The following is a 14,402-nucleotide window of genomic DNA, read 5'->3' as shown; positions in this document are numbered from 1 at the left end:
GGTCTACTGTCCAGTCATGGCGACGATCAAGGACAGCGTCCACGACCACATCGAAGTGACTGGCCCTCCCGAGGCGCTGCTCGACACGCCGGCAGTCCAGCGACTCCGGCGGATCCGGCAGCTCGGGACCGCCCAGTACGTCTATCCCTCCGCGAACCACACGCGCTTCGAACACTCGCTTGGCGTCTATCACCTCGCCTCCCGGGCGGCGAAGCGACTCGACTTACCCGAACGGGACGCCGTCCACGTCGAGGCGGCAGCCCTGCTTCACGACGTGGGTCACGGCCCGTTCAGCCACAACATCGAGGCGCTCACCCACCGGCGCACGGGGAAGTACCACGACGACGTCGAGGAACTGATCGCCTCGGGACAGGTCGGAGAGGTCCTCCGGGACAACGACCTGGAACCGGACCGGATCGCCCGCTTGATCCGCGGGGAGGGACAGTACGGACAGCTGGTCTCCGGAGAGCTCGACGTCGATCGCATGGACTATCTGGTCAGGGACGCCCACCACACCGGCGTCCCGTACGGGACGATCGACCACGAGCGGTTGATCAGGGAGCTTACGTTCGTCGACGGGGAGCTGGTCCTCGATGAAGGGAACGTCCAGACCGCCGAATCGCTGCTGCTCGCCCGGGCGCTCATGAACCCGACCGTGTACAAACACCACGTCGCGCGCATTTCCAAGGCGATGCTCCGCCGGGCGTCCGAACGGCTCCTCGACGCCGACAGCGGGGCAGCCGCGGACGTCGACGCCGAACGGCTCCGGCGGATGGACGACCACGACCTGATCGTAGCGCTCCGTTCGACCCCGGAGACGGAGGCGTTCAGTCGACGGTTCGACGAGCGTCGGCTCCTCAAGCGATCCGTGTGGGCCGAATGGACGGACGTCCCCGGGTGGATCCTCGACGCCGATCACCGCGAGATACGGCGGATCGAACGTGGTATCGCGGACGCCGCTGACGTCGAACCGACGGACGTGATCGTCGACGTTCCGCCGGAGCCGTCGATCACGGAGTCCTCCTCGCGGGTTCTCGTCAGCGGCGAGATGCGGAGACTCGACGAGCAGTCGCCGCTGGTGTCGGCGCTCAGGACCGCACAAAAGGGACAGTGGCGGCTCGGCGTGTACACTCGCCGGAAACTGACCGACCGCGTGGGTCGGATCGCCGCCGACGAAATGGATATCGACGCCGACGGCGGTCTCGTCACGGACATTCGGACGAATGTGTATCACACCCTCGATGAATTCGAGCTGTGATCCTCGGGAATCGGGACGCCGTTTCGCTTCGTGAGATTCAAGCGGTCGGGTAGCAAAGGCGGCGGCAATGACCACAGCACACGCCGACGTCGAGGATCGTTCGGATCTCGAGGGATCCACGACGGTCGAGGGCACGCTCCTCGTCGGGCGGGAGTTCGAACCGATCGAGGGGCGGGTCGTTCTCGAGGAGGGCCAGATCGCCGCGATCGAGGAGGCGTCCGTCGAAAGCGACGCGATCGTGCTCCCGGCGTTCGTCAACGCTCACACCCACATCGGCGACTCGATCGCGAAGGAGGCCGGTGAGGGACTCTCCCTCGACGAACTGGTCGCGCCGCCGGACGGATTGAAACACAGATTGCTCGAAGCGGCCGACCCGGAGACGATGGTCGCGGCGATGCGGCGGTCGCTCGGATACATGACGTCGACGGGGACCGGCGCGTTCATCGAGTTCCGCGAAGGGGGTGTCGAGGGGGTCGAACTCATCCGGGAGGCGCTCGATGGCTCCCCGATGGAACCGGTCGTTCTCGGCCGGGAAACGATCGAGGCGATGCGGGAAACCGACGGGTTTGGTGCGTCCGGCGCCCGCGACGGGGAGTTCTCCAGCGTCCGCGAAGCGACCCGGGAGGCGGGGAAGTTGTTCGGGATCCACGCCGGCGAACGCGATTCCGACGACGTCAACCCGGCGCTGGATCTCGACCCGTCGTTTCTCGTTCACATGACTCACGTCCGGGATCTCCACCTCGACCGGCTCGAGGACAGATCGATTCCGGTCGTGATCTGTCCGCGATCGAACCTGGTGACGGACGTCGGTGTGCCGCCGATCCGCGAACTCGCCGAGCGTACGACGGTGGCACTGGGAACGGACAACGTAATGTTAAACTCTCCGTCGATGTTCCGGGAGATGGCGTTCGCGTCGAAGCTCTCGGGCGTTCCCGCTGCGACGGTTCTCCGAATGGCGACGATCAACGGCGCGGAGATCGCGGGACTGAACTGCGGACTGATCGAGGAGGGACGCGACGCACGGCTGCTCGTTCTCGACGGAGGAAGCGACAACCTCGAGGGCGTGACTGACGTCCGGCGAGCCGTCGTTCGACGCGCTGGACACGGAGACGTCTCGCGCGTGATTCTGTAGTCTACCGCCGATCTGTCGCAGAACTGTAGTAGGACTGTCGCAGGACCGCCTCCCGGCCGGATCACCCCGAGGCGGATTTTTCCGTGATCGTCCGGACGGCGAGTCGTTTGCTCCGTTCGACACGCTGGAGGAGGCGACCGAGCGTTCCCAACACCGGGTACTCGCCGTTCCCGGCATCGTCTCCGTAGAGGTATCTGCAGAACACGTGCGGCTCCTCGGCCGGATGCTCCGACGGGTCGAGCCGTGTCTGTTGGCGTTCCAGTTCGCCCTCGAGATCCGTTTCTATCGAGCGGAGCCGGTTCCAGGCGCTTACCCCCTCGTGGAAGCCGCCGGACGCGTCCAGATCCGCTTCGACGGATTCGAGGCGGTGTTCGACCGGCTCGATCGCGCGGTACGCCTCGTCGATCCGTTCTGCCTCGTCTTCGAGCTGGGCAAGCAGTGTCTCACGGCGCTTTGCGGCACGGCGGGCCTCGGAAACCAGCGCACTTTGCAGCCCGGGCGTGAGCTGATCGCCGGCAGCGACTGCCGTGGCCACGTCGCTTCCAAGCTCCGCAGCCATGTTCTCGGCGAGCGTCTCGCCGTACTCCTCCTCGTAATGCTGCATGGACATCACGGTTCGTTCGTAGGTGGCTTCGACCGCGTCGATCCCCTCGCCGTTTCCGGTCGCTCCGTCGGAGACCACTCGTACTGCGGCTGCCCCGGACAGCGTTCCGCCCTTTCCGCCGTCGGAACTCATCTCGGGCTGGAGCCGTTCGACACGTTCGGCGAACGCTTCGAACGCGTTCCGTTCGCGGACGACGTGTTTCCGTTCTTCGACGACCGCGTCGGCCGCCTCCCGGAGGAGGGTGAGTGAGACGAAGACCGCCAGGCCCACGGCGATCGCGACGAGCGCGACCGCGGGCTCGCCGAGCGCCTCGACGAGACCGCATTCCCAGCCCGTACATCCCGTCTCCAGGGCAGTTCTGTCGAGCTGCCACTGTTGTCCCCCGCCGGTGCTCATGTGTGATAATCTACCAGGGTGTGCTTAGATGTTACGCCTGAGCCACTATTTTGCGAGTTCCCGCCGAGACTGGAAAACTTACTCGCTGTCGAGGGAAACTGCAAAGACATTTCTCTCCGGACCACCAGTATCCGAGACTGAGCCCATGACCAACCAGTTCTCACATGGCGGGGGACGTCCGTCGGCGTGGACCCGGTCACAGGCGGCCGGCCTCGAACGTACAGACCGGACGGTCGCGCCGATCATCTATCCCGCGCCGTCGGATCCGTTCGACGGCTGGCACATCTGGGACACCTGGCCGGTTCGAACCCGGGACGGGACGATCGCCGAAATCGACGGCTATCGCGTCATCGTCTCGTTGACGACCGAGGACACGCTGTTGCCCGGGAAGCGACACGACCTCGCGGAACTGCACTACTTTTACTCCCCCGATGGACGACGCTGGGGGCACGGCGGTCCGTTGTTCGACGGCGGCGCGTTCGGCTCCCGACAGTGGGCCGGTTCGGCGCTGTACGACGACGGCGATCTCTACGTGTTCTATACGGCGTCCGGTTCCCGCGGGGAGTCAGAGCTCACCTACACCCAGCGGATCGCGGGTGCGGAAGGCGGTCGCGTGTCCGTCTCCCCCGACGGAGAGGGTATCACGATCGACGGGGACTGGCGCCACGAGGTGTTGCTCGAACCGGACGGGAGGTTTTACGAACGGGAGGGCCAGTCCCGGGGGATGATCTACACGTTCAGGGATCCGTGGTTCTTCGAGGATCCCGAAACCGGGGAGACGACACTGTTGTTCGAAGCCAACACGCCCGTACCGGAGGGAAGTGATCGCTGTGACGGGGATCCAGTCCAGCAGGAGTTCAACGGGAGCGTGGGGATGGCGATTACGGAGTCTGGCGACCTTATGGACTGGGAGCTTCGTGAGCCGCTCGTGGACGCCGTCTGCGTGAACCAGGAACTCGAACGGCCCCACGTGGCGCACAAAAACGGGAGCTACTACCTGTTCGTCTCCAGCCACAGACACACGTTTGCCCCCGGAATCGAGGGGTTCGACGGGCTGTACGGCTTCGTGGCCGACGACCTGTATGGCCCCTACAGGCCACTCAACGGCCACGGGCTGGTTGCCACGAACCCCGCGAACGCGCCGTTTCAGGCGTACTCCTGGATCGGGTATTTCCACCGCGATGAGCTGCTCGTCACCAGCTTCTTCAACTACTACGACTACGTCGGCGAGTCGCTCGACGGGATCGCACAACTCCCCGAGTCCGAACAGCTGCGTCGGTTCGGGGGGACGCTCGCGCCGACGCTCCGGATCCGACTCGACGGCGACAGAACCCGTATCCTCGGCACACTGGATCACGGCCACCTGCCGCTCCCGTCGGAACCGCTCCCGGAGCTGCGATCGTTCGAGGGACGAACCGCCGGGTACACGAACACCTATTAGCGTTTTCGCTCGAACGGTACGTTCCCGAGGGAGTCACCCGCCGTCGGGGGACGTTATCCCGGATTTCTTCGGTTTCGACCTGGCGGAGGGCTCCGTGACGGCCGGCCACGCGCCGCCCATATCCCACACCGTCGCATCGACACTGCCGCTTCCGTCGGACGCGTAGGCGGCGACGCCGGTGCTGTCGTGGCGCGTCGGATAGATCCGACCCGTGAGTGCCCGCCGTCCGCCGGCGAACAGTTCGACGACTGACCCGTCGACGAAAATCCGAACGTCCAGCGGCGACTCGAGATCCTCGACGCCGACCGACTGCGGCGTCGCGTTCGCCCCCGGATCGAGGCTCGCGTCTTCCCGGTCGATCGTCACCGACTCGCCGTCGTATCGAATCTTCGTCTGCTCGGCTCCGTCTGGAGTCGCACACACCAGGAACCCGATCTCCGAGGCGTCGTCGATCTCGAGGGTCGCCTGGATCTCGATCGAGCGTCCCGCCGCGTCCAATCGGCGCGTTTCGTCGTCGAGGCCGACGCGCCCCTCGCACAGTCGGCGCTTTCGAAGTTCCGTGAACTCCCGAATCGGGCGCTGGTGTAGTCGACCTCCCTCTACAGATAGTTCTCGCGGGATCGAGAGCGTTCCCGCCCAGCCGGCGTCCCACTGGCGGCTGATTCCTCTGGCTTCGGGGATCCAGCCGAACGTGACTGTCCGATCGCCGTCCTGTAGCGATTGTGGCGCGTAGAAATCTCCGGGATCGAGTGTGTCGCGACGCCGTTCGTGGAACGTTCCGGCGTCGGCGTCGAACTCCCCGAGGAAGTACAGCACCTCCTCGTAGTTGGAGACGTGAAGGAGCTGACTGTCTCCGAAGTCGAGCAGTTCCGGGCATTCCCACACCGTCCCAGGCGTCTCCCAGTCTCCCACCAGCACCGGGCCGACGTACTCCCAGTTCCGCAGGTCCGGAGATTCATACAATATCACGGTCCCGCCGACGTCTTCCAGTCCGCCGCCGACGAGCTGATACCAGCGCCCGCCGGTCTCCCAGATCGCGTGATCGCGGAACTCGGCGTGCCAGTGTTCCGTCGAGAGCAGATCCAGTTCGGCTGGTGGCTGTTCGATCACCGGGTTGTCGTCGACAGGAATCCACTCGGAGAGTTCGTCGTCGGCTGCGGTGGCCAGACACGGGAGCTGCCACCGGTCGCGGCCGCCGGTGTAGACGATCCGGGCGGTTCCATCGTCATCGACAGCACACCCGGACCAGCAGCCGTCCCGGTCGGGCCCCGACGGCGTCGGGGATAGCGCGACAGGTTTGTCCTCCCAGTGGAGGAGGTCCTCGCTCACCGCGTGGCCCCAGTGGATCGTGTCGTGGTGTGGGCCAGCGGGGTTGTACTGATAAAACACGTGGTAGCGGTCGTTCCACCGGAGACAGCCGTTGGGGTCGTTGAGCCAGTTTGCCGGCGGGGAGAGGTGGTACCGGGGCCGCTGAAAATCGTCGGCCAGTTCCCGGCGATGACGGTCGAGCCCCTCGGCGTCGACTGGCCGTCCGCTGGTGAGAGCGAACCCTGCGTCTTCGGCGAGGAACCGGAGCGCGTTCTTCGCGATTCGCTCGCGGTTGGCTTCCGTGTCTTTCGCGTCCGCGCCTGCAAACGCCATCCCTTGCCCCATTCCGACGACAGTTCCGTCGCCGACGCGCCACTGCAGGGTCGCAAGCTCCGCCGGCACGTCCGTGTCGCCCCGGAATGTCCCGGCCAGCACGTCCGCCCGTTCGGGAAGAACGTCCTCGTATCGGGCATACGGTGCGGGTTTGCCGGCGGGCTGGGTGTGGTGGCGAAGCCCGGCCAGTTCACCGAGGATCGGATGGTCCGAGTACACCGACTTCCAGAGAACGCCCGTCGGTTCGTCGATCGGTTCGGTGCCGGTCGCGTCCGGCGGAACGGGATCGATTCCGAGCGCGGAAACCTGAGCAACCGCACGCGAGGACAACAGGAGGCCGCCGCCGTCATCGAGAAACGACTGGAATACCGAGGCACAGTCCGCGACATCTCGGGGAGTCGCGATCGGTTCGTTGGCGTGCCACCAGATCACGTCGCGTCCCGCGAGCGCATCGCCGTCGGAAACGGCGTCTAACTGGATCCGTTTCGTGTCGAATTCGGTTCGACACCACGTGAGAGCCGCCCGTTCCTCCGTGTCGAGTTCGCCGACAGCGAGGAAACCGACGGCCACATCGGACGTGTCCATCAGGTCACGACAGGCACACCGGAGAGTTAAGTGATACGGGAACGGTCCAACCTACAACCCTCGTTCGGTTCACCGGGAACGGAGCTTCATCGGGATATACCCATAGCTGTTGGGGAGCCGGTTTGGATATTGAGAACGTGTATGTAATATGAAGGTTCAATATTGAAAAGTTTCAAATACTTTCCACGGAGTCGAATCTGCAAAAGGATTAAACGGCTATTTGCGGGCCTCTTCGACTGCTAATCGCCAATTACAGGAAACTTGTAATATTGATCGGAATATACATATGTTAAGGGTGGTTTACTCCCGTTGATGCCAGAAGAGCACGAGGTACCCACGGGAGAGGAAGAATCGAGGAACCGTCCCGGTCTGTCGGTGCGTCGTCGCGGTGTGCTGGCGGGGACAGCCGGCTTCGCGTCGGTTGCGCTCGCCGGCTGTGCCGGCGAGGAGGAGCCGACGCCGGAGCCGACGCCCGAACCGACGCCGACGCCGACACCGGAGCCGACGCCTGAGCCGGAGAACTACGTCGTCACCGACGACATCATCGCCGGCTCGGCGTATATCCCGGAGGGGACAGGCGGATTCGCCCAGGCGTGTGCTCCCCAACGGACGTTCGTTCCCGGGATGCAGCCGGTCTTCAAGATCGGCGTCTGGGACCCGGCGACGGGGGACATCGTCGGCGACGACGTCGTCGACGAGGCCACCGTCGAGATCGACGGCGGCCCGTCGGTCGAACTCGAATTCGATGACGAGGACGACGAGTGGTCGGGCAACTGGCCGATTCCCGAAGACCACGAGGCCGGAACTGTCACGTACACCGTCGAAGTCACGAACGAAGGCGAATACCGGGACGTCGGCGTGCTGGACAGCGAACTCGAGATCATCGAGTTCGAACATCCGGCAGCCAGCTACGTGGTGACCGACGACACGTACGCCACGAGCGACATGGACGATAAAGAAAACACGAACCTGTCGCAGGCGTGCCTTCCGAACAGCCTGTTCTACCCGGGAATGCACGTCGGGTTCAGTATCGGCGTCTACGACGGGTCGAACGGCGAAATCGTGGGCGATGACACCCTCGAAGAAGTCGTCCTCGAATACGAAAACGGCGACACGAACGAACTCGAATGGGACGACGAAGACGAGGAGTGGAGTAACGGGTACACGATCCCCGAGGACACTGAAGCCGGAGCCTTCACCTACGAGGTGGAAGTGACTGCCGCAGACGACGCGGACGCGCAGTTCCACCGTGTGGGGATCTTCCAGGGCGAGATCACCGTCGTCGAAGAGTAATCTAGCCGCTCCACTATCCCGGTTGGTATATAATCGACTTTTTGCCGTTTGCTACCGAGATTGACGGGTCGAGCGACCGTCACAGCAAGCCGGTTGCCCTCACGCTGCTTCGGGGGATTCGACCTCGGCCCTGATGTTTTCGAAGTACGTCTCCATGTCGGATTTGACGATCGATCTGACCAGCCCGTCGGTGAGCCCGGCGACGCCGGCCACACCGCCGGTGAGGTCGATGTCGACCGTGTACGCCATGTCGACGGTCCCGTCGTCCGTTTCGCTCAACTCCATGGCTGCGACCACGTCGAACTGGCTCCCGGTCGTCGCATCGTAGGCGTTGCCGTCGGCGACGATCCAGTCGGGCTCGTGCATCTCGACCAGTTCGGCCTCGCCCGACACAGACAGCGTCAGCCGGCTGACGCCCCGGGTGATATCGAAGGTGTATCGTCGCTGGGAGAGTTGTTCGACGTCGTCCGCGCCGGGGACACACTGAACGAGGTTCTCCGGTTCGGAGACGAACCCCCACAGTTCCTCTTTCGTCGTCCCGAATTGAACTGTTCCGTCGAAAGAGAGTCCTCCGTCTGCGGATTCTTCATTCTCTGTGTCGCCGTCGGTCGCCGTCCCGTGTTCGGCCTGCTGTTCCTCATTTGTCTCTGGTGTCCCGGATCCGTTTCTGGTGAAATTCATGGTGTCTCCGCGTTCTGGGTTCAGTCGCTCCGTTCCGTCTGTCGGTTCGTCCGTCTCCCCGTCTGTTCGGTCGCGTGTCGGTTCCGGCCGTCCGTGCGGCGCCTGTAGCTAACGGCGATCCCGCCGCCGACTGGCAGAATCCCGGTTTCGAACTCCGGCGCCTCCTGTACCGCAGTCAGGTAGTCGTAGATCCCTTTCGTGTGGTCGTTCGCGCGGGTCGGTGGCTCCCCTCCGTCGAACGCCCGCGCCAACTGTTCGAACTCGACGATGACCGCCGTCATGACGTTGTCCGCGACGAGGAGTCCGCCCGGGGCGACTTTCTCCCGAACGGCCTCGAAGGCCTCCGGATACTGGTCGTTCCGGTGATCGAGCAGGACGACGTCGAACGGTCCGTCGTACCGTTCGATCGTCTCGAGGGCGTTCCCGGGTTCGTACCGGGCACGCTCTCCGACTCCCCCGCGATCCAGAAACGCTTGGGCTTGCTGCAGCTCCGTCTCGTCGAGGTCGGTGAGTACGATCTCCCCGTCGTGCGGGAGCGCGCGTGCAAACCAGTACGCCGAGTAGCCGAACCCGGAGCCGAACTCGAACACCCGACGTGCCTCGACGAGCCCTGCGAGCCACTGGAGCCAGCCGCCGACTTCGGGGCCGACGTGTGGAAAGCTTTCCTCGCCGGAGAATTTCTCGGCGTCGTGGTCCGCGGCGTACTCGTCCATCTCGATCAGCAGTTCGTCGGGCTCGGGCCCCAGCTGTCGGACGAACTCCGCGCTGTGTTCCGGGAGGATTTCGATCATGGGATCTCGGGGCGCCTGGGGCGGGTCACTCCGTGATCTCGAACGCGAAGTGTGCTGCCGGGAGGGGACGGATCGGATGGTTGTCGAGATACGAGAGGTGCGGCTTCAACTCGAAGTCCGGTTCGTCCTCCTGCACCTGGAAGAAGCTCGGGTAGACGTCGATGAAGTGCCACCCGGGTTCGCCGGCCGCCTGCAGGACGGTCCGGTTCACTGCGGCTTCCAGTCCGCAGATGTATCCCAGTGGCTTGTTGTCGTACACGAAGTAGTAGGCGTTCCCGTACGTGGGCCAGCCGACGCCGGAGATTTCGATCTCGATCTCGGTGCCTACGGGGCCCTCGGTCGGGGAGAACGTCTCGATTTTCGGCTGCATCATGAAGCCGGCCTTCGCCACGGACTTGCCGTCGATCTCCGCGGTGATCGGCCGGGTTGCCCCGATGTCCGTCGGGATTTCTACTTCGACCTGGAACGCCCCGTCCTCGTCGGTCGTCACCGTCGGCAGCGCCTCGGGCATCGGCACGGGGGTGATGTCGATCCCCTTCACGCGGTGTCCCTCGTGGCTATGCCAGATCAGGTTCACCTCGGTGTCGGCGGGGAAGTTACGTCCCGTGATGAAGGCGTCAGTCCCCGGCTGCCCGGAGGTCGGCGAAATTTCCAGTTCCGCGTCGGTCTCCTCGTCGATATCGGGCAGGTGGACACTGAGCGGTCCCTCGTCCCACATCGGGTCGAGCCACGCCGATTCCGGTTCGGATTCGGGTTCGGTGACCTCCACAGTCCAGGAGGACTTCCGGCCTCCTGCGACGGGACCGAACGGCGACTGGGTGTTGTTCTGGAGGAACGGCACCCCGCGGTAGTTGCGCCACACCTGGAGGACGTGCTTTCCGGGTGGGCCAACGGCTCGCACTTCGGCGGTCGCGGTTCCGCGGTTCTGCACGCCGGTCATGATCCCGACCATCCCGTTGTCCCAGGCGATCTGGTAGTTGTTCGTGATCACGTTCGGGCCGAGGCCGTAGCCGGTCACGGTGAAGAATTCGCCCAACTCCGCCTCGGTGCGATCGATCTCGAACCACGGGAGGATCTGGAGCTTCGTCTCCGCCAGGGTGGACTCCTCGTCGCCTTTCGGCCGGAGCTCGATCCGGTGTTCGCCGCCGTAGTCCTCCGGAATCTGCCACTCTTCGGTGAATCGACCGTTCTCGTCGGTCGTAACCGACGTCAACTGCTCTTTCCTGGGCTGGTACTGCGCCCCGACGACCTCGTTCGCCTCGAGCACGCCCCACATCCCCTCTGCCGTGTGCCAGATCACGTCGACGTCGGCGTTCTCGGGGAGGTTCCGTCCTTCCAGCGTGACGGTGTCACCCACGTACGCTTCCGCGTCGCTCACCACCAGCGTCCCGCGGTGCTCGGAGCGTCCTTCCCTGTGTTTGTCGATTTTTTCCCGAACTTCCGGAGAAACTCCATCGTCCATAGTTCTAGTTTACAGGTTATCTGTTATATGGTTTTCCATGGGCGCTCAGTTTGCTCGTGGGTGTGATCCCGCACGGAATTTTAAGTCATTTGGATACACAGTTCACTCTACGGACACGGGACGCGCGATGGTCGACTCGGAGGAACCGTACGAAATCGGGGGACGTCGTCCGCTGTCTCGACCGTAGATCGTTCCATGGCTTCACGTTCGCGGTTCGAGGGGGAAAACGATGCGGCCGCGCCAGTCGTGGGTATCGTTTTGCTCGTCGCGATCGTGGTCGCGCTCGCGACGCTCGTGAGTTTCTCCGTGCTGGGGTTGGGAGCTATCGTCGACAGTACCCCCAGTGCAACCTGGAGTGGGGAGGTCGTCAACACCACGCCCGCGAACGGTGAGGTGTTTCTGGAGTTCACACACAGGGGCGGGGACACCGTGTCGGCCGATACGTTGGACGCAGTGATCCTCTCGGGGGAGGGGAACGCCTCTCTCGGTGCTGTTGATTCCGAGACGGAACAGTTGTCTGTGGGAGACTCCGTAGACATCGGGATCGACGGGGATGAAGGGGACGTGTTGGCAAGGGACACCGAAATCGCCCTCATATGGGAAATCGAGGACCGGTCGGCGATATTGGTCGAGTTTACCCTCGAGGGAGCGGTCGTGATCGAGGAGTCGTGATCGAGGAGTCGTGATCGAGGAGTCGTGATCGAGGAGTCGTGATCGAGGTGCAGCCTCAAAGGGCGGTCTCGTAGCCGGCTGCGGCGTCGTCGTCCTCCCACATCCGGACCCGGACGCGATCGGCGGCGGCCGGATCGACGTGTTCGAGGAGGGTCTCACAGGCGATCCGCGAGAAGTGCTCGACGCTCGGATTGCGGCCCTCGAACGCGGGCTGTTCGTTGAGTGTCTCGTCCGCGTATCGCTCCCGGACGGCGTCGAGACCGGCTTTGACGTCGTCGATGTCGATTAGATAGCCGTACTCCCCGAGCTGTTCACCTTCGAAGGTCGCCTCCATCGTGAACTGATGGGAGTGAAGCTCCCCCTCGGGACCAGGGTTCGGCACTGTCAGGTAGTGCTGAGCGATGAACGTCTCCGTTACTGTAACCGAATACATACTCCTGAATACGGGGTTCTTCGGTAAAGAACCTCCTCCAGCCGCCGGGTGCTATCTCCTCGGGTTCGTAACGGTTGGCGCGTCCACAGTTTTTCTCGTGTTCTTCTCGTGTTCAGTATTCGAACAGCGTGGTGACGACGCCGTCCGCCTTTTCTTCGAGTCGCTTGTAGGCAGCCTCCGCGTTCGACAGCGGCTCCCGGTGAGTGATGAGCGACTCCGTGTCGAGATCGGCGAGCAGTTCCCACGCCGCAGAGAGCCGCCGGTCGGCGTCCCACCTGCCGCGCAGGTCCGGATCGACGGTGCTCACCTGACTGCTTTCGACGGTGATGCGGTTCCGGTGGAATTCGGCTCCGAGATCCAGCGTCGCCTCCTTGGTCCCGTACCACGATCCGACGACGATCCGGCCGTCGTAGCCGGCCGTGCGGATCGCGTCGTCGAGGGCCTCGGGGTTGCCCGAGAGCTCGAACGCCAGGTCCGTTCCGGCATGCTCCGACTCCGGATCGTACTGCGCTTCCAGCGCCGCGGGGGCGATCGCCCTGTCGGCACCCAGCCGCCGGGCGAGTTCCCGGCGCGTTTCCACGGGGTCGATCGCGATCAGCTGCTCCAGCGGGAACTTCGAGAGGAGTTCGGTCGTGAGCAGCCCGACGGTTCCCTGTCCGAACGCGGCGACGCGTTCTCCCAGCCGCGGCGTCCCGTCGTGGACGAAGTTCACTGCCGTTTCGACGAGCGGCAAAAGCGTGGCGGATGGGGTGTCGATCCCGTCGGGTACCGGGAACACCTCCCCGGGCGAGGCGAGAAAGTGGCTCTCGTGGGGATTGAACGCGAACACGCGCTCTCCGATCCACTCGTCGGCGACGTCTACACCGACCTCGTCGACGACGCCGACGGCGGCGTAGCCGTAACACAGCGGATAAGTAAACCGTCCGGAAAGCGCGGGCAGGCTCTCGTCTACCGCCAGCCGTTCGGGCGCTTCCCCCCGGTAGATCAGCAGTTCGGTTCCGCTACTGATCGCGGAGGCGGTCGTTTCGACCCGGAGCTGATCCGGATCGGGGGAGGGCCGGTCCGTCCGTTCGAGTTCGACCTCTCCCGGGGCCACGAAAGAGAGTCGACGGCGCATCAGTCCCCGGCTGTCGCGTGCCCCGCCGCGAACTCGACGGCCGTTCCCTCGTACCGACAGTCCTCGAGGGCGTGTTTCGCCGCGAATCCGGCTTCGTGTGGCGTTTCACCGGTTCCGACGCCGACTTTCAACTGCACGTCGACGGCGTCGGCCACGTGGTCGATCGCGTCCCGATAGTTGCCGGAGTTCAACTCCGGACAGACAGCGATGATGTTGTCGCCGCCGACGAAGAACGACAGTGCGCCGTGCGACTCTCGCATGTACCGCATCAGCTCCGCGTAGCCGTGTTCGATCTGAATGAACGAATCGAACTCGTTGAGGCGGTCGGTGTACTTCTCGGTCGCGTCGTTCACGTCGAAGTGGGCTATCTGGAGATCGTCGCCTGCGGTGGGCTCCCGGAACGATCCCGAAAACACTTCCCTCCGGTCGCTGTCCTGTGCACTTCCGGCGCGCTGGAGTCGCTCGGTCGCGTCTTCGAGCGCTTCGGAGGGCCGAGAGTCGACGCCGATGCCGAGGCTCACGGTCACCGGATAGCGGTTGCGGATCGACTCCTGTAGGGTGTGGTGATCCGCCCGGCCCATCCCGTTGGTGACCGCGACCATGTTGTCGAACCGGGTGAAGAAAACGTAGCCGTCGCGGCTGCCGATGAACTGCGCGAGGTCGGCAAACAGTCGCGACTGCAGGGTCTGGAGATCCATTTCCCGGCGTGGCTCCGGCGACACCGTCCAGGGCCCGTAATTGTCGATCTGAACCAGCGTAATCTGTGTGTTCGTCACTGTATCCTCCATTCGGGTTGCCGGCACTTTGGTTCTTTCCGTTGGTCCCACCAGGTGACGATCGTTTCTGAATCTGCGCCTGTGGTCGACGCTGCGTATCCTGATTCGGAGTGGCGGAGT

General features: G+C 64.1%; 13 protein-coding genes. 5 read left to right on the top strand and 8 right to left on the bottom strand.

What is annotated here, in order from left to right; genetic code table 11:
* The first annotated feature begins 16 nt into the window (after positions 1-16).
* Entirely contained in the window at positions 17-1,258 is a 1,242-nt protein-coding gene (locus AArcSl_RS04745) for an HD domain-containing protein (protein ID WP_119815743.1), read from the top strand.
* Positions 1,259-1,325: 67 nt separating this feature from the next.
* Positions 1,326-2,390, top strand: a complete 1,065-nt coding sequence (locus tag AArcSl_RS04740) for an amidohydrolase family protein (RefSeq protein WP_119815740.1) — start codon at positions 1,326-1,328, stop codon at positions 2,388-2,390.
* A 61-nt stretch (positions 2,391-2,451) separates the two neighbouring features.
* On the opposite strand, the gene AArcSl_RS04735 is transcribed toward AArcSl_RS04740, so the two are convergent.
* Positions 2,452-3,390, bottom strand: coding sequence for a DUF7260 family protein (locus tag AArcSl_RS04735; RefSeq protein ID WP_119815737.1), 939 nt, complete (start codon positions 3,388-3,390; stop codon positions 2,452-2,454).
* A gap of 145 nt (positions 3,391-3,535) precedes the next feature.
* On the opposite strand from AArcSl_RS04735, the gene AArcSl_RS04730 reads away from it, so the two are divergent.
* Positions 3,536-4,831, top strand: a complete 1,296-nt coding sequence (locus AArcSl_RS04730) for a glycoside hydrolase family 68 protein (RefSeq protein WP_119815734.1) — start codon at positions 3,536-3,538, stop codon at positions 4,829-4,831.
* 33 nt (positions 4,832-4,864) lie between these two features.
* On the opposite strand, the gene AArcSl_RS04725 is transcribed toward AArcSl_RS04730, so the two are convergent.
* A complete protein-coding gene (locus AArcSl_RS04725) occupies positions 4,865-7,057 on the bottom strand; it encodes a GH32 C-terminal domain-containing protein (RefSeq protein ID WP_119815731.1) in 2,193 nt (730 codons plus the stop codon).
* A 312-nt stretch (positions 7,058-7,369) separates the two neighbouring features.
* Here AArcSl_RS04725 and AArcSl_RS17010 point away from each other — a divergent pair, with 312 nt between their 5' ends.
* Complete coding sequence (locus AArcSl_RS17010) at positions 7,370-8,350, top strand: hypothetical protein (protein ID WP_119815728.1); 981 nt, start codon at positions 7,370-7,372, stop codon at positions 8,348-8,350.
* A gap of 99 nt (positions 8,351-8,449) precedes the next feature.
* Here AArcSl_RS17010 and AArcSl_RS04715 read toward each other — a convergent pair whose 3' ends face one another.
* From AArcSl_RS04715 to AArcSl_RS04705, 3 genes are read right to left on the bottom strand one after another with little or no spacing between them, the layout of a single operon-like run.
* Entirely contained in the window at positions 8,450-9,031 is a 582-nt protein-coding gene (locus tag AArcSl_RS04715; protein WP_119815726.1) for a CoxG family protein, read from the bottom strand.
* A 20-nt stretch (positions 9,032-9,051) separates the two neighbouring features.
* Positions 9,052-9,822 (bottom strand): O-methyltransferase, encoded by a 771-nt coding sequence (locus tag AArcSl_RS04710; protein WP_119815723.1) that lies wholly within the window; start codon positions 9,820-9,822, stop codon positions 9,052-9,054.
* A 25-nt stretch (positions 9,823-9,847) separates the two neighbouring features.
* Positions 9,848-11,284, bottom strand: coding sequence for a hypothetical protein (locus AArcSl_RS04705; RefSeq protein ID WP_119815720.1), 1,437 nt, complete (start codon positions 11,282-11,284; stop codon positions 9,848-9,850).
* A gap of 195 nt (positions 11,285-11,479) precedes the next feature.
* Here AArcSl_RS04705 and AArcSl_RS04700 point away from each other — a divergent pair, with 195 nt between their 5' ends.
* Entirely contained in the window at positions 11,480-11,956 is a 477-nt protein-coding gene (locus tag AArcSl_RS04700; protein WP_119815717.1) for a type IV pilin, read from the top strand.
* A gap of 55 nt (positions 11,957-12,011) precedes the next feature.
* Here AArcSl_RS04700 and AArcSl_RS04695 read toward each other — a convergent pair whose 3' ends face one another.
* The 3 genes from AArcSl_RS04695 to AArcSl_RS04685 form a co-directional block, all read right to left on the bottom strand.
* Positions 12,012-12,389 carry a 6-pyruvoyl trahydropterin synthase family protein gene (locus AArcSl_RS04695; RefSeq protein WP_119815714.1) on the bottom strand — a complete coding sequence of 126 codons (378 nt, stop codon included), beginning with the start codon at positions 12,387-12,389 and terminating at the stop codon, positions 12,012-12,014.
* A 112-nt stretch (positions 12,390-12,501) separates the two neighbouring features.
* Positions 12,502-13,509 (bottom strand): zinc-dependent alcohol dehydrogenase, encoded by a 1,008-nt coding sequence (locus AArcSl_RS04690; protein ID WP_119815711.1) that lies wholly within the window; start codon positions 13,507-13,509, stop codon positions 12,502-12,504.
* Entirely contained in the window at positions 13,506-14,282 is a 777-nt protein-coding gene (locus AArcSl_RS04685) for a GTP cyclohydrolase IIa (protein ID WP_119821728.1), read from the bottom strand. Before AArcSl_RS04685 ends, AArcSl_RS04690 begins: the two co-directional genes overlap by 4 nt.
* Positions 14,283-14,402: the final 120 nt, after the last annotated feature.

This window comes from Halalkaliarchaeum desulfuricum (genome assembly GCF_002952775.1).
In the GTDB taxonomy this organism is placed as follows: Archaea; Halobacteriota; Halobacteria; order Halobacteriales; family Haloferacaceae; genus Halalkaliarchaeum; species Halalkaliarchaeum desulfuricum.
The sequence above is the reverse complement of the archived record's forward strand: the minus strand, read 5'-3'. Positions and strand labels throughout refer to the sequence as shown.